18 protein-coding genes are annotated in these 25094 nt (G+C 43.2%); 9 read left to right on the top strand and 9 right to left on the bottom strand.

Annotation, left to right across the window (positions count from 1 at the left end; genetic code table 11):
• Nucleotides 1-2 precede the first annotated feature (2 nt).
• Complete coding sequence (locus JMX97_RS04015) at nucleotides 3-905, top strand: acyl-CoA thioesterase (RefSeq protein ID WP_201555616.1); 903 nt, start codon at nucleotides 3-5, stop codon at nucleotides 903-905.
• Between the two features lie 136 nt (nucleotides 906-1041).
• Here the strand turns inward: JMX97_RS04015 and mutY are convergent, their stop codons facing one another.
• From mutY to JMX97_RS03990, 5 genes are all read right to left on the bottom strand, one after another.
• A complete protein-coding gene (gene mutY, locus JMX97_RS04010) occupies nucleotides 1042-2316 on the bottom strand; it encodes an A/G-specific adenine glycosylase (RefSeq protein WP_201555614.1) in 1275 nt (424 codons plus the stop codon).
• Between the two features lie 180 nt (nucleotides 2317-2496).
• Nucleotides 2497-3429 (bottom strand): GIY-YIG nuclease family protein, encoded by a 933-nt coding sequence (locus JMX97_RS04005; protein ID WP_201555612.1) that lies wholly within the window; start codon nucleotides 3427-3429, stop codon nucleotides 2497-2499.
• 70 nt (nucleotides 3430-3499) lie between these two features.
• Entirely contained in the window at nucleotides 3500-4456 is a 957-nt protein-coding gene (ylqF, locus tag JMX97_RS04000; RefSeq protein WP_201555610.1) for a ribosome biogenesis GTPase YlqF, read from the bottom strand.
• Nucleotides 4457-4605: 149 nt separating this feature from the next.
• Nucleotides 4606-7779: a DUF2339 domain-containing protein gene (locus tag JMX97_RS03995; protein ID WP_227671452.1), complete on the bottom strand. Its 3174-nt coding sequence runs from the start codon at nucleotides 7777-7779 to the stop codon at nucleotides 4606-4608.
• Between the two features lie 245 nt (nucleotides 7780-8024).
• Nucleotides 8025-8762, bottom strand: a complete 738-nt coding sequence (locus tag JMX97_RS03990; protein ID WP_201555609.1) for a dienelactone hydrolase family protein — start codon at nucleotides 8760-8762, stop codon at nucleotides 8025-8027.
• A 251-nt stretch (nucleotides 8763-9013) separates the two neighbouring features.
• Here JMX97_RS03990 and JMX97_RS03985 point away from each other — a divergent pair, with 251 nt between their 5' ends.
• Complete coding sequence (locus JMX97_RS03985; protein WP_227671453.1) at nucleotides 9014-9517, top strand: YcgN family cysteine cluster protein; 504 nt, start codon at nucleotides 9014-9016, stop codon at nucleotides 9515-9517.
• A gap of 26 nt (nucleotides 9518-9543) precedes the next feature.
• On the opposite strand, the gene JMX97_RS03980 is transcribed toward JMX97_RS03985, so the two are convergent.
• Nucleotides 9544-10914 (bottom strand): DUF4105 domain-containing protein, encoded by a 1371-nt coding sequence (locus JMX97_RS03980; RefSeq protein ID WP_201555607.1) that lies wholly within the window; start codon nucleotides 10912-10914, stop codon nucleotides 9544-9546.
• 285 nt (nucleotides 10915-11199) lie between these two features.
• Between JMX97_RS03980 and JMX97_RS03975 the strand changes: the two genes are divergently transcribed.
• The 5 genes from JMX97_RS03975 (at nucleotide 11200) to JMX97_RS03955 (ending at nucleotide 18561) form a co-directional block, all read left to right on the top strand.
• On the top strand, nucleotides 11200-12099 hold the full coding sequence (locus JMX97_RS03975; protein ID WP_201555606.1) for a CBS domain-containing protein: 900 nt from the start codon (nucleotides 11200-11202) through the stop codon (nucleotides 12097-12099).
• A gap of 252 nt (nucleotides 12100-12351) precedes the next feature.
• Entirely contained in the window at nucleotides 12352-13926 is a 1575-nt protein-coding gene (gene lnt / locus JMX97_RS03970; protein ID WP_201555600.1) for an apolipoprotein N-acyltransferase, read from the top strand.
• 140 nt (nucleotides 13927-14066) lie between these two features.
• A complete protein-coding gene (locus JMX97_RS03965) occupies nucleotides 14067-14507 on the top strand; it encodes a hypothetical protein (protein WP_201555594.1) in 441 nt (146 codons plus the stop codon).
• A gap of 281 nt (nucleotides 14508-14788) precedes the next feature.
• Nucleotides 14789-16351: a peptide MFS transporter gene (locus JMX97_RS03960; RefSeq protein ID WP_201555593.1), complete on the top strand. Its 1563-nt coding sequence runs from the start codon at nucleotides 14789-14791 to the stop codon at nucleotides 16349-16351.
• Between the two features lie 392 nt (nucleotides 16352-16743).
• A complete protein-coding gene (locus JMX97_RS03955; protein WP_201555592.1) occupies nucleotides 16744-18561 on the top strand; it encodes an aminopeptidase P family protein in 1818 nt (605 codons plus the stop codon).
• A 134-nt stretch (nucleotides 18562-18695) separates the two neighbouring features.
• Here the strand turns inward: JMX97_RS03955 and JMX97_RS03950 are convergent, their stop codons facing one another.
• The 3 genes from JMX97_RS03950 to JMX97_RS03940 all read right to left on the bottom strand — a co-directional run bounded on the left by JMX97_RS03950 (nucleotide 18696) and on the right by JMX97_RS03940 (nucleotide 22497).
• Entirely contained in the window at nucleotides 18696-19430 is a 735-nt protein-coding gene (locus JMX97_RS03950; RefSeq protein WP_227671449.1) for a hypothetical protein, read from the bottom strand.
• A 127-nt stretch (nucleotides 19431-19557) separates the two neighbouring features.
• Nucleotides 19558-20934 (bottom strand): beta-ketoacyl-ACP synthase II, encoded by a 1377-nt coding sequence (gene fabF / locus JMX97_RS03945; protein ID WP_201555590.1) that lies wholly within the window; start codon nucleotides 20932-20934, stop codon nucleotides 19558-19560.
• Between the two features lie 213 nt (nucleotides 20935-21147).
• Complete coding sequence (locus JMX97_RS03940; protein ID WP_201555587.1) at nucleotides 21148-22497, bottom strand: anhydro-N-acetylmuramic acid kinase; 1350 nt, start codon at nucleotides 22495-22497, stop codon at nucleotides 21148-21150.
• Between the two features lie 1660 nt (nucleotides 22498-24157).
• Here JMX97_RS03940 and pdxH point away from each other — a divergent pair.
• Both pdxH and JMX97_RS14000 read left to right on the top strand, forming a co-directional pair.
• A complete protein-coding gene (gene pdxH, locus JMX97_RS03935) occupies nucleotides 24158-24826 on the top strand; it encodes a pyridoxamine 5'-phosphate oxidase (RefSeq protein WP_201555722.1) in 669 nt (222 codons plus the stop codon).
• 135 nt (nucleotides 24827-24961) lie between these two features.
• On the top strand, nucleotides 24962-25094 hold a 133-nt coding region (locus JMX97_RS14000), incomplete at its 3' end, for a helix-turn-helix domain-containing protein (protein WP_201555421.1).

The following is a 25094-nucleotide window of genomic DNA, read 5'->3' as shown; positions in this document are numbered from 1 at the left end:
TCATGTCCGATTATTCGCAACTGATTGATGAGCTGCTGGCCACAGTGGCGCTTATTGAAGTTAGCCCTGATGTCTTTGAAGGCAAAAGCCATGATTATGTCGGCGCGCGTATCTTTGGCGGACAAGTGCTAGCCCAAGCGATAATAGCGGCTGCCCATACTCTCACCGAAGACAAGCCTTGCCATTCGCTGCACGGGTATTTTTTACGGGGTGGGGATATTACTCAGCCTGTCATCTATCAAGTTCGCCGATTACGTGACGGGCGTAGCCTATCTGCGCGTGAAGTGACTGCTATTCAATATAAGCAAATACGCGGTAAACCACCAGTCGAGCAAGTGATCTTTTCGATGATTGCTTCATTTTCACCGATGGAGGAGGGTTTAGAGTATCAAGAAGATATGCCTGTCTATCCACCGCCAGAAGACTTGCTGGCTGAGCAAGATCTAAAAGAAGATTACGTCGGCAAAGTACCAGATGCTCTCAAATCGCGTTTTATGCGCCGCCGTCATGTAGAGATCAAACCCGTTAAACCGCGTGACCCCATTCATCCGGAGCCGATGAAGCCTAAACAAGCTAACTGGCTACGTATTCGCGAACTGGGCGCACAGCCTATCGCCATTCAGCAAGCGCTATTGGCATTTTCTTCTGACTTTTATTTAGTGGGTACGGGGCTTATGTCACATGGTGTCAGCTTTATGACCAGTGGTTTGCAAGCAGCCAGTATTGACCATTCAATGCATTTCCATCGCACTTTTGATCTCAATAATTGGCTATTATATGACATGTGGAGTGATACGACTTCCAATGCTAAAGGGTTAAATCATGGTCAATTTTGGCAAAATGGCAAGCTGGTTGCGACTGTGCAGCAAGAAGGGCTGATGCGTTTGCGGGTTCCGAAGTCTTAATTTTCTATGGAATTTTGCTAGCTCGTTTCAATAGTATTTTTTGATCGTAAGCTCTGGTAGTAATGAAAGAAAAGCGACCCATAATTATTTATGAGTCGCTTTTTTATTATCTCACTTTAAGTGCTTATATAGGATTCTATTCCAAAATTTTCACCATCGCTCTTGGCAATCCTAGCGTTGCCTGCGCGTCATCACCGTTTAGCCAATTTACATTAATCTCAGCTGCTTGCAAAGCTGTGGTTAATTCTTGCGTTTGCTCGGCACTCAAAGTTAATGATTGCGGCGTCAAATACCAATGGAAGTGGGTCAATGAATGCTTAATGGGTTTAGGAGCATCATCTAATAAACCGCTACTCACTGATTGGGCTATTAGCTGATTCTTACTTATCCACTCATTGATAATTTGCTCAGCGATGGTAAATTCTACTTCGTATACTTTTTCATTACTACGTACATCTAATTGCTTATTATCGGTAGCCGTCTGGTTTTTATCAGTAATTTTTTCGCTCACCTTGCCGTCAATTTTCTCTACAAACTCTAGTGGCAAACTCCACAAGCCACCCCAAATACCGTTATCAGGACGTTGTAACCATAGTATCTCGCCATCTGTATTTTCAATCAGTAACGCATTGCTGAACTTACTTGGTTTGGGCTTCTTCTTGGCTTTGACCGGATATTCTTCTTCGCGACTTTGCGCATGTGCCAAACAATCAGTTTGCAACGGACATAATAGGCAAGCAGGTTTGCGACGCGTACATAAGGTCGCGCCCATATCCATCATGGCTTGGGCAAATAATCCTGAATGTTGCTTAGGAGTCAAGCGTTCCGCCAGTGCCCACAGCTCTTTGGTAGTCGCAGACTTAGTAATATCGCCATCAATTGCCGCCCAGCGTGTCAGCACTCGCTTCACATTGCCATCACATATAACGCCATAATGGTGCAAGCCCATTGCCATGATAGCGCCAGCTGTTGAAGGGCCAACGCCTGATATGGCTTCCCAACCTGTCAGCGTTTGTGGAAAGTCGCCTGTCTCATCAATGGTTGCGACCAGCTGCTTAGCGCCTTTATGCAAATTACGTGCACGCGCATAGTAACCCAGCCCTGCCCAATGTTCTGCTATCTCATCCCATTCCGCTGCTGCTAAATCCTGAACCGTCGGAAATGAAGTCATAAAACGTGCAAAATACGGCAAGACGGTCGTCACTTGCGTTTGCTGCAGCATAACTTCTGATAGCCAAACAATATAAGGATTAGGCGTGTCGGTCTGGTGCTGTTGCCACGGTAAATCATGGCGACCATTGGTTTCGAACCAGTCGAGTAGGCGTGGTGCAAATGAATTTAGGGAAGTAGAAGTGTGACTGATGGTTTTATCTGACAGTGGGGAATTTGGATTAGCGGTAAGCTGAGTCATAGGCTGGTCATATCATTATTAATAATAAAAATTGGCGGGCAAGTAGGCGAGCGATAAAATGAACAGTCATAATCAATTATCATCATATGAAGATTGAGTGAGTAGATATAAAGTGTTGAATCGTCTGTATATACGGAGATGAAAGGTGGTTAATGCTTACCGAATAATCGGAGAATACAACTAGCGGTAAATGCTATTTAAAGTTTGTCCCTTTGCATTTTTCCATTCAATCCAACCATTAGTTGAGCGTCCTGCTACCAGTTGGCTAGCTCCGCTTGGCGTTTTAAACAATTGGTTTTCAGTCAGTTTATAGCTTTTATCATTTACTGCTATTAGTTTCCCACTACTGAGTAAACTTTCTTTCAATTTAGTAGTAAATGGTGATGATGATGGTGTTTGTTTCTGACGTATCAATGAGCCTGCCAATACCACAAAGCCATCATCATCGTAATAGCCTTGTGCGTCTCCATCTTTGAGCTTGTAATAAAATAGCATGGGCTCCGGTTTGGTAGGGGACACTTGAGTAGGCGCTGTCTCAATATTGAGACTGTTTTTGGCATCTGTAATAGGTAAAGGCATATCGCTATGAGCAATACTGTTATTTATACTGAGTGATTCAAAAACAGGCTGCCCTAAAGTCGATAATAATACATCTAAGGTATAAAACAGCTCTTCGCAGTCTGCTTTTAATGGATCAGGAGTATGCGGAAGATTGCCGTTATTACCATTTTGTATTTCGTAGCGACCAACTTCAGTAGCCGTTGCAATCGCCTTATGCTCCATATATAAAGCATGAGTTTGGGTCATGGTATTATTGGTTGAGAGCATGACAAAAGCACGTGTCCAAAAATCTTTATCACCATGCTGATTGAGGCGTCTTTTAAGGTCGCCCGTTTGCCCGACATAAAGTAATGGCTTGGCGGCACCATCAGTATCACCTACCAAAAAATACAAACCAACTTGGTTGGCCTCCGGCATCACAAAAAAGTCATCGATATGGATGCGTGGAATTTCAATTAGGCGCACCGTTCTAGTGGTCATTTCTGCTAAACGTAAACCGCGAGGATTGCCTTTTGGTAAATAGATTTGAATGGTTTTAGCCGATGGAATCATATACAGCCTAGTTAATAATAAATTTGTCTAAAATTTCAGCCGATTCAATTAATTTAAATGAATCCCAAACCTACTTACGATTTTTACGTGTCTTTAAGCGGCGTAAGCGTTTCTCTTCTTCTTTCGCTGTTTTTTTCTCTTCAGCTGCTAGCCGTTGCTCTGCTACTACGGCTTCTTCAGTTTCACGCATCTCAGGGGTTTCCATGCTAATGCGGCCTAGGGTGCCACTACGTAATTCATTGATTAGAATCTCAGACATCCGGTAAGTATCAATTTTATTACCCGCACGCACGCAACCGCGATTGCGACCGGCGACTTCAAAAAATTCCCAATCAGTTTCTGGCAGATCTTTAATTTTATAGCGGGCTTTTAATAGCTCAGGATACGCTTGTATTAAATACTCTGCGGTGTAGCTGGCGACATCAGCGAAGTCAAAGGCCGTATCGCGAATGCCACCTGTAGCCGCCAAACGATAGCCTGAGTTTGCATTTTCAACTTTTGGCCACAGCATACCAGGCGTATCATACAGCATGATGCCGCCCTCTAATTTGATAAGCTGCTGCGACTTAGTCACGGCTGGCTCGTTGCCTGTTTTTGCCACCGTTCGGCCTGCTAGGGTATTAATTAAAGTTGATTTACCAACGTTAGGAATACCCAAAATCATGGCTTTGATTTGGCGTCCTGTCCCGACTTTATTGGGCATGAGCTTTTTACATAGCTCAACGATTCGATGAACGTTATTGGCCTTGTTATCATCAAAAGACAAAGCTTTTACGCCATCTTCTTGCTCAAAATAATCCATCCATGCTTGGGTCATCTCAGGGTCGGCTAAATCAGCTTTGTTTAAAATTTTAATGACTGGTTTGTCACCGCGCAGCGTTGCCACCATTGGGTTCTCGCTACTATAAGGAATGCGCGCATCCAGCACTTCGATAATCACATCCATTTGTGGCATCATTTCTTTGACTTCATTACGGGCTTTATTCATATGCCCGGGGAACCACTGAATATTCGCTCTAGTATCCATTTGCTTTCATAACCTTTTTATTCATAGAATTTAGCGCTAAAAGTAGCCAATACGCTACCTTCAGGTATGGCGTTCAGTTTACTACAGAACGAAAGTACTCACGCTACAATTTCATCCAGACATAATACGAGGTTATTATTGAATCTTTATTAAGCTTTATTCGCTATGCCATCGCGTGCTGGTGGTAACGGTGCCAAATAACCAATGAGTAATATCAAGCTACCCGCGCCAAGGAAGGATACCACTCGCCAAATCGCTTCAGTCTGTGATAAGTCAACCAACACCAGCTTCAGCACGACAATGCCTAATAGACCAATCCCCATAAACCAAAGCGCTCGCTGCCAGTAACGACTGGCAATAATAGTGGCGACCAATGCCAGTAGCGTCCATAGAATTGTCAGACCTGTCTGCACTTGCTCACTGTTCCATGCGCCGCCGTTATTTTCATACAAACCTCCATCCCAAAGCGGTGTGCCAATATAGGAATGTAACGTTCTGACCAGCATGCTGGATATGACCCAAAAGCTGATAAGCCCTAACAGAATGAGCAAAGAGTCACCAGGCTTTACCTGATAGCTAGGTTTCCTATCGACGTTCGACAAAATGCCACTTGATAAGTTATTGGTAGTTTTATTAGCTTGCTGTTGATTAGAGCGCTGTGGGTTAAGGTAATAAGCGCCAAGTCCATATAACAATACCAACCATAAAGCGATATCGTATAAATTAATCAATGGAAAATAGGGCAGTCCCCAAATCACGCCATCATAAGACCAGTTGCTGATAACGACCCAAAACAAAGTCACGGGAACAAAAACTTTAGCACAGCCTAAGAGCGCGCTTTGCCAATTGAACCAGTAACGTGGACGTTGTTTGGTCGTATTTTCGTTTTGAATGCTACGATAACGATGATTGAACCATAATCCTATCAACATCAGAGCGACCGGAACAAGAACGGTTAGGACACCTTGTGAATCTGCTAGACCATAATGAACTGTTGTCGCTATGATTAAGATTCCCGCACCAAGCCAGCTCGATTTATCATATTGTTTTGAATTGAGATGGGCATGCCACGTTCTTAACCACAGTTGGCCAACGACTAGCCAGCCGATTAGCAATGCGGAAAATAACAGCCAATTAAAAGTCGTCCACTGATAACTGAATTCAAATTTTTGTGGCAATTGTAGTACTAGCATCAGATAAAATATTAAAAACAGTCCATGGCTAAACTGTCTGATCTCGCTCCACGAACGGTAATGATTAATCAGCCAATAAATAGTTAGGCTAGATAGGGTGGCCATTGCTATCAGCGTAGTGGTTGCTAACTGCCAGCTGGCAAGCCATTGATCGAAATCGACAACCAATACAAACAGCGACCAACCGGTAGCGGTAAGGGTTGAGAGACGCATGAGTACAGGGCTTTGCCAAGTAACTTTAAAAGCGATACTTCGACTATTAATAGTGGACAGCCATTGTTGAGCGGCCTGTGTGCTAATTCCTAATGATTGGAAATATTTAGATAGGCTGTCCATTGCTATGTTTTGAGATGAGGCTGGCTTGGATTGCTGACTCAAGTCACGGCTTTGATTAATAGGCGAATTGCTGACGCGTAGTATAAAGACGGTAGCTAAGGCACTTATGGCAGAAATAGACAAGGTTAGGGTTGGATAATACTCGATAGATAGCGCTAGTTTGAATACCAAAAGTACTACGCTAACCAACTGCAATAATAGCCCAAATAATACTGACCACGCTCGCAATGAGCGTCTGCCAAACCATACTAGCGCTAAACCTTGCACTGACCAGCCAAACGCAACCCATTCCGCATCCAATGCTAGCGGAATAACCAACGCCAAAAATCCAAAACCCAATGCTAGCATACCTTCGGTAATTAATGCATAACGCTGACTGCGCTGAATAAACAACCAACCTAACCCTAGATAAATGGCCGCTAAGACAATGCTAGTAATCGTCAAAGCGTTTGGGATGTCGTTTAGTAGCGCAGAAAATAAACCAAACGCCAATAGGGGTACTGAAAATAACAGACCAATATCAATAGGGAACAGATACGAGCTATTTGCAGTAGCCGTTTCGCTTGCGCTTTTAGCGTCAGTCTCATTACTAGTTTTATTAAGGCTGTCAGCGCCACTTTCATTACTGTCGTTATAAGCAATTATCTGCTGCGCATAGCGGATGACTACGAATAAATACAGCAGTAAATGTAGCGCTACTAGCAGCACCAACGACCAACGCTGACTTTGAATGGCTGTTGTTAAATTTTCAGTAGCGCCCCAATAGTAAGCCAGCCCAAAAGTCACGCCAACGCCTAATAGATTGAGCACTTTCCAAGGCCGATAATGGGCGATGATAGCAATAGTGACGTTTAATAGCAGATAATAGCCAAACAGTGTCGCCAAGCTACCGGTATCGGTACTGGTTAATATTGGTGCAAAGAAGCCACCAGATAGTGCCAGCAAGGCTAAAGGAAAGGCGTTTTGGCGTACGGCTAAAGCAATGGTTACCGCAGATAATATCCCTAGCGCGATGAAACTGGGCAGACTGGCGATAACCTGATAGACATCAGAGGCAAAAAAGGTGCTTAAATAAGCTATGGCCAATCCGGTACCTTGTAGGGTAATGCCGTATGCAAAGCGTTTTGATACCAGCTTGAGTCCCAGCCCTGCTATTGCCAAGCCTATAATTCCTATTGCTGCCAGTTTTAGACTGATAGGAACTTCTATGTATTCGCTTAATAAACGCAACAACAGCACTACGCCCACCAGTAACACCAACACGCCGACGCGAACAACTAAGTTACCACCCAAAAACCAGTTTTTAATAGAATTGAAAAGCGAGGTAACCATAGGTAGCGAATGCTCATCCGGCTCTACAGGTGCGGTAGGCCTTTCTTTTAATATTTGATGGCTGTTATTGTCCGCGTGTTCAGGGGCAGGGGAGTTTGATACAAGAGTATTTGGTATTGGTGGTGGTAATGATTTTGATGTGGATATTGGTTCAGGTTTTGACGAAGGTAATGCGGATGGTAGAGATGTAGGTATGGATAAGAGAGTGGTTTTAGCACTAGAAACAGCTACAGAGTTAGGCGCAGAATCAGTTAGAGAATGGGGTACAGGTTCGGGAGCAGCATGAGACGATGTTAATGACCGAACGCTATCCTTATGTTGTTGCAGCTCGTCTTGCAGTTGGGCCATATTCTGTCTTAGCTTAGCAAGCTGCTGATGCAACTTGATATATAGCACAATCATAATGATCAGCAAAAAGACAATCACCAACCAGCCTAATGATTCTATTAAAAAATACAGCATCAATGCCACTCAATTAATCCTACAATGAGGGGATAATGACGCTATTTAGTGATAAGCACAAGGGTAGCGATTATGAATTGATATGCAGGTAAAGAGTTTGCTGGAATACTTCTTAATTTTTTTATATTCGTTAATTTTTTGCCATAAAAAAACAGAGCATGACTCGCATACTCTGCTATAGATTCATTACGACCAATCTAAAAATAGTGATTCAAGTTACTGGTTTAAGATACTGATTTAAACTACTAGCCTAAATTGGCTTTCATAAATTCCAGCATGTTATCCCAGCTTTGCTTCGCTGCAGTTTCATTATAGCCGAGATCAACATTATTTTTGGCACCACGCTCATCTGCGTTCGGATTGGTGAAGCCATGTTTGGCATCGTCATAGACATCAATGGTGTAATCAACTTCAGCGGCGTCTAGCTCTTTTTTAAGACCTTCAATCGCCTCCATAGACACCATAGAATCATCGCGACCGTGAGCCACTAGGACCTTCGCTTTGAATTTGTTATCTGCTGGCTGTTTTGGTTCAGGGTTACCATGGAAAGTGGCTACTGCTTTTAATGGCATGCCTTCGCGTGCCATATCGAGGACGATTTTGCCACCAAAGCAAAAACCAATAGCTGCTAAGTTATCGCCATCAACGGCTAGCTGATCACTGAAGTCATTAAGAATTAAACGACAGCGAGCCATGAGCATATCTTGGTCTGCTAATACTTGCTCCATCCACATATTGGCCATAGCTGCATCAGAAGTCAGTTTGCCTTCGCCATATACATCCATTGCAACAGCGGCATAGCCTGCTTTGGCTAAGCGTTCGGTGATGGTTTTTGGATGCTCGACTACGCCCCACCATTCTGGTGCGACCAAAATACCCGCTACTGGATTATCATCTGAGGCGTTTTCTGGCAACGCGACATAGCTGACTAGCTGAACGCCATTTTCAGTGGTACTTATTAATTCAAACGTCTTAATTGACATATTATTGTCCTTTTATATTTTGAGTTTTATAGCATGAATGTTGTTAATGCATTTGTATTTATCAGTATGCAATTTGCTTACCGGTACTACCTTAACGCCCATAACGGTCAAAAACAGCTATAATACTGTAACGCTCTTTATCAAAATGCTACTGCGATCTTATGAAGCTAAATTTATTACATCAATCCGATACCCGCTCAGACTTTCATCCAGATATAAAATTGGATATAAAGTCAGAGACAGCCGTGCCTATGCTCACAGACAGCACGCCAACTGAACCCTTGCGTCCGCAGTTTTGGTCGCGCTATACGCTAAGCGAGCTAAATCATAACGAGTGGGAAGCCTTATGTGATGGCTGCGGCAGTTGTTGCTTGATCAAATATATTGATGAAGACGAGAATGGTGATGTTGACGAAGACCTAGTTGAATATACTGATGTGGCCTGCCAGTTGATGAATTGCGATACCGGTTACTGTCAGCACTATGATACCCGCCAGCAGTATGTGCCTGACTGTATTCAACTGACCGCTGAGAAGATGCCAAATATGATGTGGTTACCGGAACATTGCGCTTATAAGCGAGTGTATAAAGGGCAGGCGCTACCAGATTGGCATCTGCTGTTAACCGAAAATGCAGTGACCACTCAACAGCAAATGCGCGCCGCTAATATTGGGATAGCAGGCCGCTGCGTCACTGAGACTGGTATGTCGGACGAAGAGATGGAAACCCGAGTAGTCAATTGGGTAAATCCTTAGCTGATATTTATTTAGCGGCTGTTGGTTCAATTGGGATTAACCCGTATGGCATGAGAGTCGGCAAGAGGTGGAATAGGGATACCTTGACGAATTTGGCTCGAAAAGTCACTGTTACTGTTAATTTTACCGCCATCGCCATTAGCAGATGATTCATTATTAAAGCCTTTAACTTTTGGATTGATATGCGCCTGTTCATACCACTTGTCCATTGACCATGGCTGACCATCTTGCTCTGGAGCTGCGTCTAGCATGCCTATGTCATATAGATAGTTGGGTAGCCAACCAGAAACCCAAATCCGATAATCCCATGGCAGCCGCTCACCGCTGACGATCCGCGCCATATAAAAGATAATATTGGTACAGTTGCTGGTCAAAGTGTTATACCACGCTGGCTGTGCATTGAGCTCATCGGCGACGGTTAAATAAGACTCAAATAATGACCGTACTTCGCGCTGTTGTAGATGGCTGACAGGGAATAAATAAACTTGTTCGCCACGCACGTTAGTACGAGTATAAATAATATCTCGCTCTTCAGCAGCGATAAGGCTGAGCTCAAAGCGCTTAAAAAATCCACCAAGCGCTGAAAATGATTCGCCATTTTCTTTACGAATCTCTAGCGATAATGACAATGGCCTATCATCTTCGAAGCGAAAGCTGACTAAGGTATGAGCAATCAGTGGTCCCATCCAGTAGGAATTAATCACATCGACGCCGGATAATTTGGACAGATCAACAGTACGGGTATCCCAGCGCTCAACGGTCTTCTTGCTAGTTTTATTGGCACTAGTTTTATTGACACTAGTCTCATCAGTACTATGCCAGTCAAAGTTGCGTACATTGGTAAATGTAATCAAATTAGGATTATTCGCATCGCGCTGATAAGAAAGCCTTTGACTAACATCGGGCTGCCAGTCGCGTTGCTGCTGAGGTGTAATAAAGATAAACCAGCCTGCACCGATTAGCCAAACAGTGGTATACAATACAGCTAGCCATTTAGTAGCGGTAATTTTAGTGGTTGTGCCTTTATTAAAAGCTATGTTATTAGAAGCTGTGTTTTTATCAACATTCCCTTTAGAAACATTGTTTTCAACTGTTTTGTTTTTGGACCGCTTATTATTAAAAATATTGGGAAAATAGCGCAAAGTAAGTAGAGAAGTTAATAAACTCACTATCATTGCTGTCACTAACCAAGATATTGGACTATGCGACCCAAATTGATACCAAATTGCCATTAGTAGCCAAACGGCAGACAATACTAGCGCGGCCACTATAAGAAATTGCACAAGATGATGCCGCCACGTATGAGGTTGATGGCTGCCATTTTCAGTAGGGTTCGATAGATTGGGCTTAGTCTTACGAGACGATAGCAAACGTGAAAAAAAAGAACGAGGCGACATAAGTGTAGACTAAATAAATAGAGGCTTTGACCATAGCAAAATTTATAACACACTGACAATACAATTTGGATAAATTTGTCGTTGAATGTCTGTCAGCCTTGCGATAAAGTGAAGCTAATTTAAACTGGCCTATTAGTCTTTAAGGTTGAGATAATCGGTTTTATTTATCGTTTTAGTCCCCATTTATTGTTTTATGTACTATTTTAATTATCATTAAAACTGCCATTAACTAAATGTCACTAACCAATAAACTGTCATTAACTAAAGAGGTTAACTCACAACACCATGTCTGACGACACTCCCAGCCCGAGTAGTTGGTCGATGCGCGGCTTAAAACGCTGGCTATCGACCGCCCCCGAAACCCGTGATGAATTGATTCTTTTGGTGCAACACTCGCGCCAATTCTTAGAGCCTGACACTGTCGATATGCTAGAGGGTGTGCTGGATCTACCCGCGACTCAAGTACGCGAAATCATGACGCCACGCCCGCAAGTTATCGGTCTGCACGAAAGTACTAGCCTCGCTGAAGTCATGGATATCATCCTTGATACTACCCATTCACGCTATCCTGTATTTGACAGTCAAGATGATGATGCGGTCATCGGGATTTTGTTGGCCAAAGATTTGATTCCTATCTTAGTGCATATGGTGCGGGATCAAGAAGATGAAATTGATAGCAAGCGCCTAAAAGACTTAGTACGCCAGCCGTTATATATCAGTGAGTCGGCGCGTTCTGATACCTTGCTACGCTCTTTACAGCGCACGCAGGTACATATGGCGATTGTGGTTGATGATTTTGGTAGTTTCGCTGGTGTAGTGACCATGGAAGATTTGTTGGAAGAGATCGTCGGTGATATCGTCGATGAGCATGACGACTTCGATGAAGACAGTGATATTAATAATATTGTTGTCCATCCCGAAAAGCCTAATACTTGGCGGGTGCAAGCTTCTACCGTGATTGAAGACTGTAATGATGAGCTTGGCAGTAATTTTGATGACACCGACGTCGATACGATGGGCGGTCTGGTAATGCAAGCGCTTGGCTACGTGGGTGATTTGGAAGGCGAGAGTATAAAAATAGATGACTGGCAAATTACGGTCATAGATGTAGAAGGGCGTTTTATTCATAATTTAGAGGTGACTAAAACTGATCCTGATCAGCAGTTATTGATAGGCAGCCATTAAATTGCCGTTCAGGTAAGTTTTAAAAGTAAGCTCAAACGATAAAAACACGATTGCGGTCGTGTTTTTTTCTGTTTAGCGTTAGCGATATAAAGCACGCAAATTTACCCATTTATCAGTACAGGCTGGTATTATGGGCGGGCTTAATTTAAGGGGCTTAAATGCAAGTCGGCAAGCTTTTCTCAAATTAAACCATGAGCTAAGATTTGAATTTTAAGAGCTGGTATTGAAAGTTGATAATTTTGGATAATTGATATGCGCCTGTCTACGGTTGATTTACAAAAGCGTCTGAACGCTAATAAGTCTAAAGGCTTACCGCTTGGTCTGACTATTTTGCTTGCTTGGCTGGCAGGGGCGATATTTTTATTTGCGCTCGCCCCTTATGGCGTTTGGCCATTGGCAATCGTATCTCCAGCGATTCTGTATGCGCTATTAATGCCAGACATGACTGGTAAGCGTGCCTTTTTCATCGGTCAAGCATACGGTACGGGGCTGTGGTGCGTTGGTGCCTTTTGGTTATATACCTCTATTCATGTTTATGGTGACACGCCGACATGGCTAGCGCTGATTATGATCGCGCTGATGGGCCTAGGCATGGGGTTATTTCATGGCTTTTTGGCGCTGATTTTTAACCGTATGGTCGGCAAACAGCCTTTTTCTTTTGCAGCCCTTTGGATATTACAGGAATGGATGAAAACTTGGCTATTCACGGGTTTTCCATGGCTATTCGTCGGTTATGCGTTTACTGAACAGTATTGGTTGTCTTCCTTAGCACCAGTTGCGGGCGTATTTGCGGTCTCTTTTGTTGCCGTGTTATTGGCAGCCAGTATGGTTGAGCTACTACGTCGCCGCGGCGGTTATATGCTGGTCTCGGTAATAATATTAGTAATTAGCACCTCGTTATGGCTGATCAATCCTCAATGGACCAAGCCCAAAGGTACGCCTGACTTATCAGTATCCTTAATCCAAGGCAATATCCCGCAAGATCTAAAATGGCTCACTGAATTTCAAGTAAAAACACTAGAGATTTATGCGACTTTGACCCGTAGTGAATGGGGGCGCGATGTTGTGGTGTGGCCTGAATCGTCTATTCCTATGTTTCAGACTGAGGCGATTGGCTTTATTAGTGAAATGGTCAAAATGGCCAATGCCACTGATACTACATGGGTCACGGGTATTCCTTATAAAGATGAAGCTGCATTCGACGCCAGTACTGACAAATACCCACCGTTTTATAATAGTGTGATTGCACTGGGTGCAGAAGCCGATGGCCTCTATAAGAAACAGCGTCTGGTACCGTTTGGTGAATATATTCCGTTCGAAGGCGTATTAGATATTTTGCCCAATCTAGCCGGTAGCCAAGACATTATGAGCTATAGTCGCGGTAGTGATCAGCAGTCGCCGCTACGAGTACGCGGACACAATCTAGGCGCTGCCGTTTGTTATGAAGTGGCTTATCCTGATACTACTCGTAAGAATGCCATCGATACGGACTTTTTATTGACTATATCGAATGATGCGTGGTTTGGGACTTCAGCAGGACCGCTACAACATTTGCAAATGGTACAAATGCGTGCCCTTGAGAATGGTCGCTGGTTTATGCGTGCGACTAATACCGGCGTTACCGCTATCATCGATCATAAAGGACGTATCGTTAAGCGCGCACCGCAATTTGAGCGCACCGTCCTACGGGGTAATATTCAAGCACGGGTCGGCAACACCCCTTTCATGCTTATGGGTAGTTATCCCATCCTATTTATCATTGCCCTATTATTATTATTAAGCTATCTTGGCAAGCGTTCAAACACTCGTGCACGCTTAGGTAAATAGACAATAATGATGATAAATGCTTGATGAATAAAATTTTTGCTAATAATTCCTTTAAATCGTTAAGGGTTTTAACAAATCGGTATAAATTGCGATATAATAGGCCAATACATTAAATATTTTTTGCGCAAGGTGGATAAGGTATGTCAGAAGATATCGTTAAAAACAATCCAAAAAAAGAGTTAATGTTTACTCTAGTTGGCATTGCCTTGTTTTTAGGTATTGTCCTACTTATTGGCATTTCAGCCTGGCTGCGTCCAGCTGGTGAGCATATTACCGCTGAGCCTACAGAAGAGTCAGTCGCCGCTGATGAAGCAGTAGTGATTGCTAAAGAAGATGCCGCGCCAGCTGAAGCTGATACGGTAGAAGCTGTTGCTCCAGTTACTGCTGCTGCAACTACTCCAGATACGGCAGCTGATGCGATGGTCACCCCTGCTCCAAGTACTGGCGATGCGATAATTACTGCTGAAGCCGGCACTGCAACCGCTGAAGGGACAGTGAACCAAGCCGCTGTGGGTGACGCTGACTTAACTGCTGAACAAGCTGATGGCGATTTAGATGGTGCTACGGTCGTTGCAGAATAAATAGATTTTTAGGTTATTTTTTTAGGTTATAAAGGGCTATTGGCTCATTATAATTTTTACTTGCTATGCTTCCTACTTGTTATGACTTAAATGAATGTTGTACGCAAACTCGCTTCCAGTAATTGGTAAGCGAGTTTTTTTGTGGGTATTTGTATAATTAATAAACAATTTTTTTCTTTACTTGCAGTCAGTTTAGCTGAACAATAACCCGCACATATGACCGCCTATCAGAATAATTAAGGGTTTGGTCATATAATAATAATCTTTAAAGGAATAAAGTCATGAGTACAGAGTCACAATCAGAATTTAGCGCCGCCGAATTGGCAGCGCTAGAAGATGGGTTTATGGGGCATCCTAAACCGCTACGTCCGTTATTTTTCACAGAGATGTGGGAACGTTTTTCTTATTATAGTATTCGTCCGCTACTGGTCTTATTTATGGTGGCGACCGTCGGTAGCGGCGGTTTTGGTTTTGATGAAGTAACTGCCTCTGCTATCTATGGTATCTTTGCCGGCTCCCTTTATTTGGCAGCCGTGCCTGGTGGTTGGTTGGCTGATAACTGGCTGGGTCAGGAAAGAGCACTCTGGTGGGGCAGTATTATTATTGCCCTTGGTCATTTGTGTATTGCGCTATCTGCTATGTTTGGTATGACGCTATTTTTCGTAGGTCTGATGTGTATTGTTTTGGGTTCAGGCTTATTCAAAACCTGTATCTCAGTGATGGTTGGTGCGTTGTACCCCAAAAGCGATGCGCGCCGTGATGGCGGCTTTACTTTATTTTATATGGGTATCAATATTGGTGCGTTATTAGCCGCGCTTATTGTCGGGGTGTTTAAAGAAAAAGGCATGTGGCATGTGGGCTTTGGTGTCGGTGGTCTGGGCATGCTGGTTTCGTTGCTGATCTATCGTTTTTCAGCTAAGAAAACTTTGAATCGTTATGCCCGTGCCAAAAAAATTACTCCTGAATGGGAACAAACGACTGGCCGTTTCACAAATGTGGGACGCTGGGTAATAGGGTTCCTAGCCTCTTTGGCGTTGCTGACAATTTTGGTCAGTACCGGCATCATGCCATTTGCGCCTGAAATGGTCGCAGAGTATATGACTTATGTCATTGCAGCTGTGGTCATACTGTACTTTGCGGTTATGTTCCTGTCACCGCGACTGGATAAAACAGATAAGCTGCGTTTGTTAATCTGCTTCATCCTGATTGTTGGCTCGACGCTATTTTGGTCAAGCTTTGAGCAGCAACCGACTTCTTTTAACTTGTTCGCCGATAACTATACCGATCTTAATGTCTTAGGTTTTGAGATACCCAGTATTTGGTTTCAGTCACTAAACCCACTGTTTATTTTAATGTTAGCACCCATCGCTAGTATTCTATGGGTCAAGCTTGGCAATCGAGGCCTTGAACCGAGTAGTATGACTAAGTTCGCGCTTGGTATGCTGTTGGCCGCCGCCGGCTTTGCGTTGATGATATTTGCGTCTAAAAGTATCTTGACCAATGAAGGTGGATTGGCGTCACCTTTGTGGTTAGTGGGTAGCCTATTCCTGTTAACCCTCGGTGAGTTAGCGCTCAGTCCTGTTGGCTTGTCGGCAATGACTAAGCTTGCGCCAAAGGGTATGCAAGGCCAGATGATGGGTCTTTTCTTTGCCTCTATAGCGCTGGGTAACTTGGTTGCTGCTTTCTTCGGTGGCCATGTGTCAGCGGATAAGATTGAAGGGTTACCGGGTCTATTTACGACCATGACGATCTTTTTGGTGGTTACCGCCATTATATTATTAGTATTAGCAAAGCCTGTTAATAATATGCTTAAAAAGAGCGAGCGTGCTGATCAGCTTAGCTAATTGATAAGATGTATTAAGATATATTCGTGAATGACAACCGCATAATTTACGTGTGATAGGACGTGTTGCCATAATTGGTAGCACGTTTTTGTTATCTAATTGCTTATATATTTCTATCAGGCTATTGAAAGCCTACTATCTGCCCAAACATCTAATAATACTCTTCGGTAATAGCGTAGTACTTATGCTTATCTGTCTATCTTTTTATATCGTGTAGCAGTTACTCTCGATACTTTTTTTAATAAATTGGTAGTTTTAATAAATTGAACTATATACTTAAATTCAAATAGTGTTTGCCGTTACTAAATATAAGTTCAACTGCTTAAATAAAAAGACTACTTATAGTCGTCTCATGATAGAACCTCTCTAAAAAATGAATAAGGAATAACCCAATGAATAAACAAAATATTCATGATCGTATCGATAACCTGCGTCAAGCATTGGTTGAGCAAGACTTGACGGCCATTATTGTGCCGTCAGCCGATCCGCATTTATCAGAATATTTGCCAGAATATTGGCAAGCGCGTGAATGGCTAACCGGATTTACTGGATCGGTAGGTACCTTAGTCGTGACTGCTGACTTTGCTGGACTGTGGACAGATAGCCGCTATTGGGTACATGCTGCTGATCAATTAGAAGATACTGGTATCAGCTTAGAGAAGATGGCGCCAAAGCAGCCCAATCATATTGATTGGCTTGCTGACCATTTGCAAGAGGGTGATAGCGTGGCGGTTGATGGCAATGTTCTGTCTATCGCTGAGCAAGATAAGCTGTTAAATGCTTTTGATGCCAATGAAGTCACCCTCATTACTGAGCGTGATGTGCTCAACAACGTTTGGCCTGATCGTCCTGCGTTACCAATGGCAAAGTTGTATGCGCATGATGCCCAGTTTGTCGCGCAGTCTGCAGCTTCAAAGCTTGCAGCGGTAAGAGAAGGCATGAAGGAAGCGGGCGCGACTCATCATCTACTATCAAGCTTAGATGATATCGCCTGGCTGACCAATTTGCGCGGTGCTGATGTCGATTATAATCCGATATTCTTATCTCACTTGCTTATCAGTAGCGACAAGGCAACGTTGTTTGTCGATAATAATAAAATCAGTAGCGATATTGAACAAGGTTTAAAAGACAGCGGGTTTACTCTTGCTAGCTATGATGCTGTACAAGACGCATTAGGCGCTTTGACTCCTGAAGACTTATTGTTATTAGACCCAAGTAAAGTTGCCGTTGGCACGCTATCTAAGATGGTCGATGATATTGGCTTTATTGAGCAAATGGCTCCTAGTTCTTTACTCAAATCAGTTAAGTCAGATGCTGATATTGACCATGTACGTGAAGCTATGCGTCAAGACGGCGCCGCGTTATGTGAGTTCTTTGCCGAATTTGAGCAAAAGCTAAATGCTGGCGAGCGCTTAAGCGAGTTAGATGTTGACAGTATGTTGATTGAGAAGCGCAGTCGTCAGCCACATTATGTTTCACCGAGCTTTCCGACGATTGCAGGCTTTAATGAAAACGGCGCGTTGCCACATTATCGTGCAACGCCAGAGAAGTTCAGCTATCTTGATGTTAGCAAGGGCGAGGGCGGCTTATTATTGATTGATTCAGGTGGCCAGTATCAAAATGGCACTACTGATATCACTCGTGTAGTCGGTATTGGGCACGTGAGCGACACGCACAAAAGCGACTTCTCCACCGTGCTTAAAGCCCATGTTGCGCTTGCACGTGCCAACTTCCCTGATGGCATCGCCTCACCATTGATTGATGCGATTTGCCGTGCCCCATTATGGCAAGCGCAGATGGATTATGGTCATGGTACCGGTCATGGCGTCGGTTTCTTCTTAAACGTTCACGAAGGCCCACAAGTGATTGCCTACAGTGCCAGCACGCCTAAAGAGCGCGCGATGAAAGAGGGCATGATTTCAAGTAATGAGCCGGGCTTATATCGTGAAGGTAAATGGGGCATCCGCATCGAAAACTTGATGGTCAATAAGCGCGTTGCTCAGCCTACAGAAACTGAATTCGGTGACTTCCTTAATTTTGAGACGGTGACTTATTGCCCAATCGATACTCGTTTAATCGAAAAGTCATTATTAAGCGATGTAGAAGTAAATTGGTTAAATGACTATCATAAGCAAGTCTATGCTGAGCTAAATGGTCGTGTGAAAGGGGCTGCTCTTGAGTGGCTGACTGAGCGCACAAAGGCAATATAAAACAGCTATTAGAACGTTGTTAAAATACTAAAAGTAACGTAAAAAAGCGCCCAGTAAGTAATTTACTGGGCGCTTTTTTGTTTAGAAATTTAACTAAGTGCTATTCTTATTAGCAGGCTTACTTTTTAACGGTATTATTTCTTATTATTTATATCAACCGATTGTTGTTGTTGGGTCAATTGCTGGGTAAGCTCAGCACGTAGCCAAGATTTCAAATTCTCAGACATTTGCGCCATTTGTTCACTTAAGTAATCATCAACGTGCATCTCTAACTCATGGATTAAGTCTTTATGAGTGTCGCTTAATTTTAGGTCCTTTAAAGATAAATCAATTGCTGGACTTTGGCTTAGCTTATCGGTGATCGTTTGAATACTGCTATCGTTAGCGACGTTGGCTTTATCATCAGCGCTGTGGTTATCGATACTCGTTTTATCAGTATTAATATTGGTGTCAGTATTAATATGAGTATCAGTTATCTTATCGGCTTCTAACGCCGCTACTTTATCCTGTTGTTTTTGCGCAGTTTCTGCTTCTTGTAATAGCCTGGCTTCTTTAGCCTCTTCTTTTGCTTTCTCTTCCGTGTTCTTTTTTTGCTCTTCTTCTAAACGTTGTTGTTCGGCAGCAGCGCGCTGTTGTGTTTGCTTCTCAGCAATGGCTCTGGCCACCGCTTGTTCGGCATTATGATTTTCATAGAGGTCGTTAAGATGAGCATCTAAATCAGGAGAGCTAAAAACGAATTCTTCAAACGGGGTATCCGTTTGTAGTAGGCTGGTAATGTCAGTTAGCTCTTGAATGATCGCTGCGCGTATGGGCTCCGGCGCACGTGTCCAGCGTTGATAGAATTGATGGGAAAATGAATAACTTGACATGATTTCTTCCATAAATGTTCCAAAAATTACCCCTTATCATACGCAGGTACGATAAGGGGCTGCAAGGGGACAAACGTAGCAAATCTGACACCAACGTTACATTGACAGCATCACACGACGCTAGGGGTTAACGATTTTGTGGCCAGCGCGCGAAGATTAAGGAACCATTGGTGCCACCAAAGCCAAAACTATTAGAGACAGCATACTGTAAATTATCAACTTTACGCGATTGGTGAGGGACGTAGTCGAGGTTACAGTGGTCTTCAATATTGTCTAAATTGATGGTCGGGGGTACCTGCTGATGTTGCAGGGCCAGTACGGTAAAGATCGCTTCAATGCCGCCGGCTGCACCTAGCAGATGACCGGTCATCGATTTGGTTGAGCTGACCAAGATGCTGTCTTTAACAGGAGCAAATACGGTCTCAATCGCTATTGATTCAGCGACATCTCCCGCAGGCGTGCTGGTGCCATGCGCGTTAACATAACCGACAGCAGATGGCTCGATACCAGCATCATTAAGCGCATTTCGCATCGCCCGTGCTGCACCACTACCATCTTCAGGGGGCGAGGTAATATGACTGGCATCATCACTCATGCCAAATCCGACCAGCTCAGCAAGTATCGTCGCGCCGCGGGCTTTGGCATGAGCCAAACTCTCTAATACCATTACACCCGAGCCATCACCCAGTACAAAACCATCACGATCTTTATCGAAAGGGCGCGAGGCTTTAGTTGGTTCGTCATTACGAGTAGAGAGCGCGTGCATCGCCGCGAAGCCTGACATACCAAGAGGGCTTGAGCCTTTTTCGCTACCACCAGCAATCATCACATCAGCATCGCCATAAGCAATCAATCGCGCGGCTAATCCAATAGCATGGGTAGCAGTTGTGCATGCAGTTGAAGTGGCAAGATTTGGGCCCTTTAGGGTGTGTTTAATCGCTACAATACCGGCTGCCATGTTAGCGATAGAGCCGGGGATAATAAAAGGTGAGACTTTTTTAGGACCTTTATCATTTAGCATTGCACAGCTGTCTTCAATGGTTTGAATACCGCCAATACCCGACCCTATAATGACGCCAAAACGCTCTTGATCCACGCTTTTTACAGGGGTATCAGCAGCGCTAACCTCATCGATATAGCCGGCATCTTTCAGCGCCATAGTCGTTGCTGCTACCGCATAATGTATAAAGTCATCGTAGCGACGTGCGTCTTTAGCGCTCACGTATTGCTTGGCATCGAAGCCCTTAACCACGCCTGCTATTTGAGCCCGATATTCAGTAGCATCGAAATGTGTTATCTGCGCGATACCACTTTCGCCATTGAGTAGTCTTGTCCATGTGCTTCCGACATCCAGCCCCAGTGGCGTAACGGCACCCATACCCGTGACCACTATTCGCGTCTCATCAGAGCGCTCATAATGGGGTGGCTTTTGTCGCAGTTTTTGTTGCTGCGGTGGAGCACTATTCGTGGCTTGCGAGGTAGATGAACTGCTATGTTGGCTCATGCGATATATCCTATATTTGTTGCGGTCCTAAAAGAATGGTATTTTGCTAATGTGATACGGTTATTGTTATGGAGTTACTAGGCTGTCACGCTATATTGTTTATAGCGTTATATCGGTATTTTAGCAACCATTATAAAACACATTAGTTTACGGCTGTAAACTTAAAGTAACTAACGAGGTCGATAAGGTAAAATAAAAATACTGAATAAAAAGCTAAGCAAAACAAACCTGTCCCAATACTACATTTTTACTAGCACCAGTCACTGCTGGTAGATTTCCCGTTTCTCCCATTAGCGTCTGCCGCGCAAGCCATGCAAAAGCGACCGCTTCCACCCATGTTGGATCTGGTCCTAAGCTTGCGGTGGTCTCTACAGTACAGAGGGGAAGATGTGCTTGCAGGCGGGTCATTAAATAATCATTAAGCGCGCCACCACCGCAAACGTATACTGCGCTTATTACATTATTTGCAGTACCATCATCATCTTTTATAAATTGTTTGATTTGTACGCTGGCGCTTATTGCAGTCAGCTCAGTAAGTGTCGCTTGCACATCGGCTGACGAATAGCGAATATTGGCGGCTGTTTGATCAAATGTCTGTAGCTCGGCTTGTAGCCACGCTAAGTTAAAGTCTTCACGTCCAGTGCTTTTAGGATAAGATTTAGCAAAAAATGGATGTGCTAATAACTGTGTGAGCAGCGGCTCAATAATTTGTCCTGTTTGCGCCCATGCACCGCCAGCATCATAATTTTTGCCCGTATGTAGCGCCGCCCATGCATCCAATAATAAGTTAGCGGGGCCGGTATCATAACCAACAATCTCGCTATCGGTTTGCTGATCATTTTGGTTGCTAGACTGCTCATAAATAGAGGCGGCTGGCAAGACCGTTATATTGGCAATGCCGCCCAAGTTGAGCAGTACGCGAGTGTTATCCGTTGCCGCAAATAATGCCTGATGAAAGGCGGGAACCAAAGGTGCACCTTGCCCACCGACCGCCATATCACGGCGGCGAAAATCACTGATCACACTGATACCCGTGCGCTCAGCGATAATGTTGGCATCGACCAGTTGTAGGCTAAAGCCCATCTGCGGACGATGGCGAACCGTTTGTCCATGACAGCCAATCGCTAATACTGATTCTGTGTCAATATCAGCTTGCTGTAATAAAGTATTAACCACTTCACTGGCAAACTCTCCATACAGGCGACTTGCCCAACCGAACCAATCTAATTCACCACATTTATCATCAGGCTCATCGTCTTGTGAAATTAAGTCTTTTATCCCGTTTGGCTGACATAAAGCCAGTAGCACTTCACGTAAACGCTTGGGAAAGTCTTGGCTGTAAGTGGCCAAGAGTTGCATGGGCATCTCTGCGTTCTCATCAGCACTAACATCGGAATTGAACTGACAGAGCACTGCATCCATGCCATCCAAGCTAGTGCCTGACATCATACCGATATACAAACCGTCATTGAAACTCTCAAACAGTGTATCGTTTAATGTTTTTTCTAAATCATTTAAATTAGTATCAGTTGTATTGGTAGCATCGTTATTTTCTATAGTCATAATAATACTCAGGTTATGATAAGGACGAGATTAATTTGGCTTAGAGTTTTTAGCAGCTTGAATGTTACGCATATATAGTTAGTTTACAATAAAAGAGAATCGTGTACAGCAACGTGCTACTGGTATAAATTTTTCTTGTGTGCTGTTCGCAAGCGGGACAGAGGCTGCAAAAAATGCATCTCAGTAGCACGGTATCGTTTTTAGATTGAATCGACTATAGAGTAATTAGGACTTACGCAGCAACTAATACGTATTGCCAGTACTTGATGGTGAGTCAACTACACTATCACCAACTATGCGGATCATCATCCTAAAAATACCAGCCATGCTCGTATTAACCGTTGTCTTAGAGGTAACAAACTAAGATCTAGTCTAGTATGGGAGCAAGCTAAACAAGATATTGTACCTGACTCTGATGATTACCTAGTCTTTAATGGCACTATATTGGCTAAAAACCATAACCATAAGATAGAACTGGTTAATCGTTATTGTAGTGGTAATGCGGCGCTTTAATCATATTACCTTCTACAAACAACCATTCACTATCATAGTGCGTTATTATCCTGAACATCAGTTGTACCATTGAGCAGTGCCTTACTCTATTGTGGTAAACAATAGGGTAAGGCGCTGCTTATTTTTTTGACACTTGCTCAATTCTATACATCCTCTAATACAATTTCTTCAAAACTGTCCGGATTTATGACGCCACTATAGAAAATAGCTTTTAATCATAGTGATCAAAATACCCATTACGCCAGTTGAAACTCTGAGTTAAACAAGAACTTAGCTGTTTATCTTATACATTCTCAAAATTTTAATTATTAAAACAAAAATCGACTTCATTACTACCTAATAAGTTGTTATATTCGTTAATACGAATATAAAGTAAAATGTCGTATGTCAAATTTTTCTGTTGAGCCTAAAAAAATATCTAAGCTTGAAAATCTCTAACGATGAGATCGAATTATCTAGATATTTATTCACTGAACAAATGAGAGAGGAAAACATGATAAATACGGGCGATAAGCTTATATGTACGAGTGGTAATGATTGTTACGTACAAGGAGAGATTTACACAGTAGGCGAATTCATGAACGACAAATGTTTTAAATTAATGACAGGCTCTAATGACGAGTACTGGTATGCCTCAATAGACAAGGAAGGTGTACACGTCCGCTTCCGCTTCAATTTTATAAAAGACAAATATAGCGATGCACGGTTTGGTAGGATAGAAAACAAGAATTGGGTCTGTTATAAGTTCTAACGATAATAATTTAGGCTATGGCTCTCAACAGACTGCTTCTCAAGCACTTTGACCTGCCCACTCATTTAATAGCTATCCTACCAGTAATGATAAACAAACTATCTCTTCTTCTTTCTTTCGTCCATCAGAGTGCCAGTCACTGGGAAACACACAGCTCGTCGACTGTCAGCATCAAGCGGCGAATGGCGGCCTAAAAAGAGCCGGTATCTACGGTAGCCACAAAAACTTACCTTGTTACTTACAATGAGAGACACAATTTGTCTCTAAGGTTTCTTCAGCATAGCTCAATCTTGTTTGTAAAATGAGTAAATCGGAGAAATATTGTTATACTTGCAAAGAAGGAAACAAACACATCAGAAATTTAGGCTGAGAATCAATCAAGGAATAGTTATGAGCATGGATTTTACCGATCAACGGCTATCGTACGAAAAAGGTGTTCTTGACCAGCAGTCAATTCCTGCATCACCGTTTGAACTATTAAAAGGTTGGATTAGCGATGCGACCGAGCAACAAGTACAAGAGCCTTATGCGATGAGTCTTGCTACTTGTGGCGCAGATAATAAACCCAGTGTGCGTATTGTATTAATGCGTGAGATTACTGAGACTGGCGTTGTGTTTTATACCAACTATGAAAGTGCTAAAGGTCAAGATATTGCTGAGAACCCCAATGCAGAAGTGCTGTTCTTTTGGCACGAGCTTGAGCGTCAAATTCGTATTAGCGGTAGCATTGCAAAAATAGATGCCGACAAATCAGCTATGTACTTTCAAAAGCGTCCACATGATAGCCAAGTAGGTGCCTGGGTTAGCCAACCGCAAAGTGGTGAAGTTGTTAATCGAGAAGTTATGGAACAGACTTTCGACCAGCTACAAACTGATTATCCAGAAAATACTCAAGTGCCAACGCCCGAATTTTGGGGTGGCTATGAGATTACCATCAATGAGATTGAATTTTGGCAAGGTCGTGCTAATCGGATGCATGACCGTATTGTTTATACGCGGAGTACTGATAGTGACAATGGTAGAAATAATGTAGCAAGCTGGAATACCAAGCGTTTATTGCCGTAATTACTATAAGTATTTTTTCATACGAATAGGTCGTGTTGAACATTCGACCATAGCACTGACAGCGACTATTTTTTAGTCGATTCAAAGTCAAAAGTATGTATAGTCAATAAACCAAAAAAGAACTACAATACCTAAATGACCTACTCAAATGATTTTCGACAACTCGTATTAAGCAAGATTGCAGCAGGGCAAACGGTACGCCGCGTTGCCCAAGACTTTAATATTAGCACCAAAACAGTCCAAGACTGGAAAAAGGGTGTTCCAAAGA

Origin of the sequence: Psychrobacter sp. 72-O-c (assembly GCF_904846605.1) — a bacterium.
GTDB lineage: Bacteria > Pseudomonadota > Gammaproteobacteria > Pseudomonadales > Moraxellaceae > Psychrobacter.
Note: the sequence above shows the minus strand (reverse complement) of the source record. Positions and strands in the feature narration are given on the sequence as shown.

What these genes read in the sequence shown, in the direction of transcription:
- JMX97_RS03955 (WP_201555592.1), top strand. Translation starts at nt 16,744, where the DNA reads ATGAATAAACAAAATATTCATGATCGTATCGATAACCTGCGTCAAGCA.
- JMX97_RS03965 (WP_201555594.1), top strand. Translation starts at nt 14,067, where the DNA reads ATGTCAGAAGATATCGTTAAAAACAATCCAAAAAAAGAGTTAATGTTT.
- JMX97_RS03950 (WP_227671449.1), bottom strand. Translation starts at nt 19,430, where the DNA reads ATGTCAAGTTATTCATTTTCCCATCAATTCTATCAACGCTGGACACGT.
- fabF (WP_201555590.1), bottom strand. Translation starts at nt 20,934, where the DNA reads ATGAGCCAACATAGCAGTTCATCTACCTCGCAAGCCACGAATAGTGCT.
- JMX97_RS03960 (WP_201555593.1), top strand. Translation starts at nt 14,789, where the DNA reads ATGAGTACAGAGTCACAATCAGAATTTAGCGCCGCCGAATTGGCAGCG.
- JMX97_RS03980 (WP_201555607.1), bottom strand. Translation starts at nt 10,914, where the DNA reads ATGTCGCCTCGTTCTTTTTTTTCACGTTTGCTATCGTCTCGTAAGACT.
- JMX97_RS03985 (WP_227671453.1), top strand. Translation starts at nt 9,014, where the DNA reads ATGCTCACAGACAGCACGCCAACTGAACCCTTGCGTCCGCAGTTTTGG.
- ylqF (WP_201555610.1), bottom strand. Translation starts at nt 4,456, where the DNA reads ATGGATACTAGAGCGAATATTCAGTGGTTCCCCGGGCATATGAATAAA.
- lnt (WP_201555600.1), top strand. Translation starts at nt 12,352, where the DNA reads ATGCGCCTGTCTACGGTTGATTTACAAAAGCGTCTGAACGCTAATAAG.
- JMX97_RS04005 (WP_201555612.1), bottom strand. Translation starts at nt 3,429, where the DNA reads ATGATTCCATCGGCTAAAACCATTCAAATCTATTTACCAAAAGGCAAT.
- JMX97_RS03990 (WP_201555609.1), bottom strand. Translation starts at nt 8,762, where the DNA reads ATGTCAATTAAGACGTTTGAATTAATAAGTACCACTGAAAATGGCGTT.
- JMX97_RS04015 (WP_201555616.1), top strand. Translation starts at nt 3, where the DNA reads ATGTCCGATTATTCGCAACTGATTGATGAGCTGCTGGCCACAGTGGCG.
- JMX97_RS03940 (WP_201555587.1), bottom strand. Translation starts at nt 22,497, where the DNA reads ATGACTATAGAAAATAACGATGCTACCAATACAACTGATACTAATTTA.
- pdxH (WP_201555722.1), top strand. Translation starts at nt 24,158, where the DNA reads ATGGATTTTACCGATCAACGGCTATCGTACGAAAAAGGTGTTCTTGAC.
- JMX97_RS03995 (WP_227671452.1), bottom strand. Translation starts at nt 7,779, where the DNA reads ATGCTGTATTTTTTAATAGAATCATTAGGCTGGTTGGTGATTGTCTTT.
- JMX97_RS03975 (WP_201555606.1), top strand. Translation starts at nt 11,200, where the DNA reads ATGTCTGACGACACTCCCAGCCCGAGTAGTTGGTCGATGCGCGGCTTA.
- mutY (WP_201555614.1), bottom strand. Translation starts at nt 2,316, where the DNA reads ATGACTCAGCTTACCGCTAATCCAAATTCCCCACTGTCAGATAAAACC.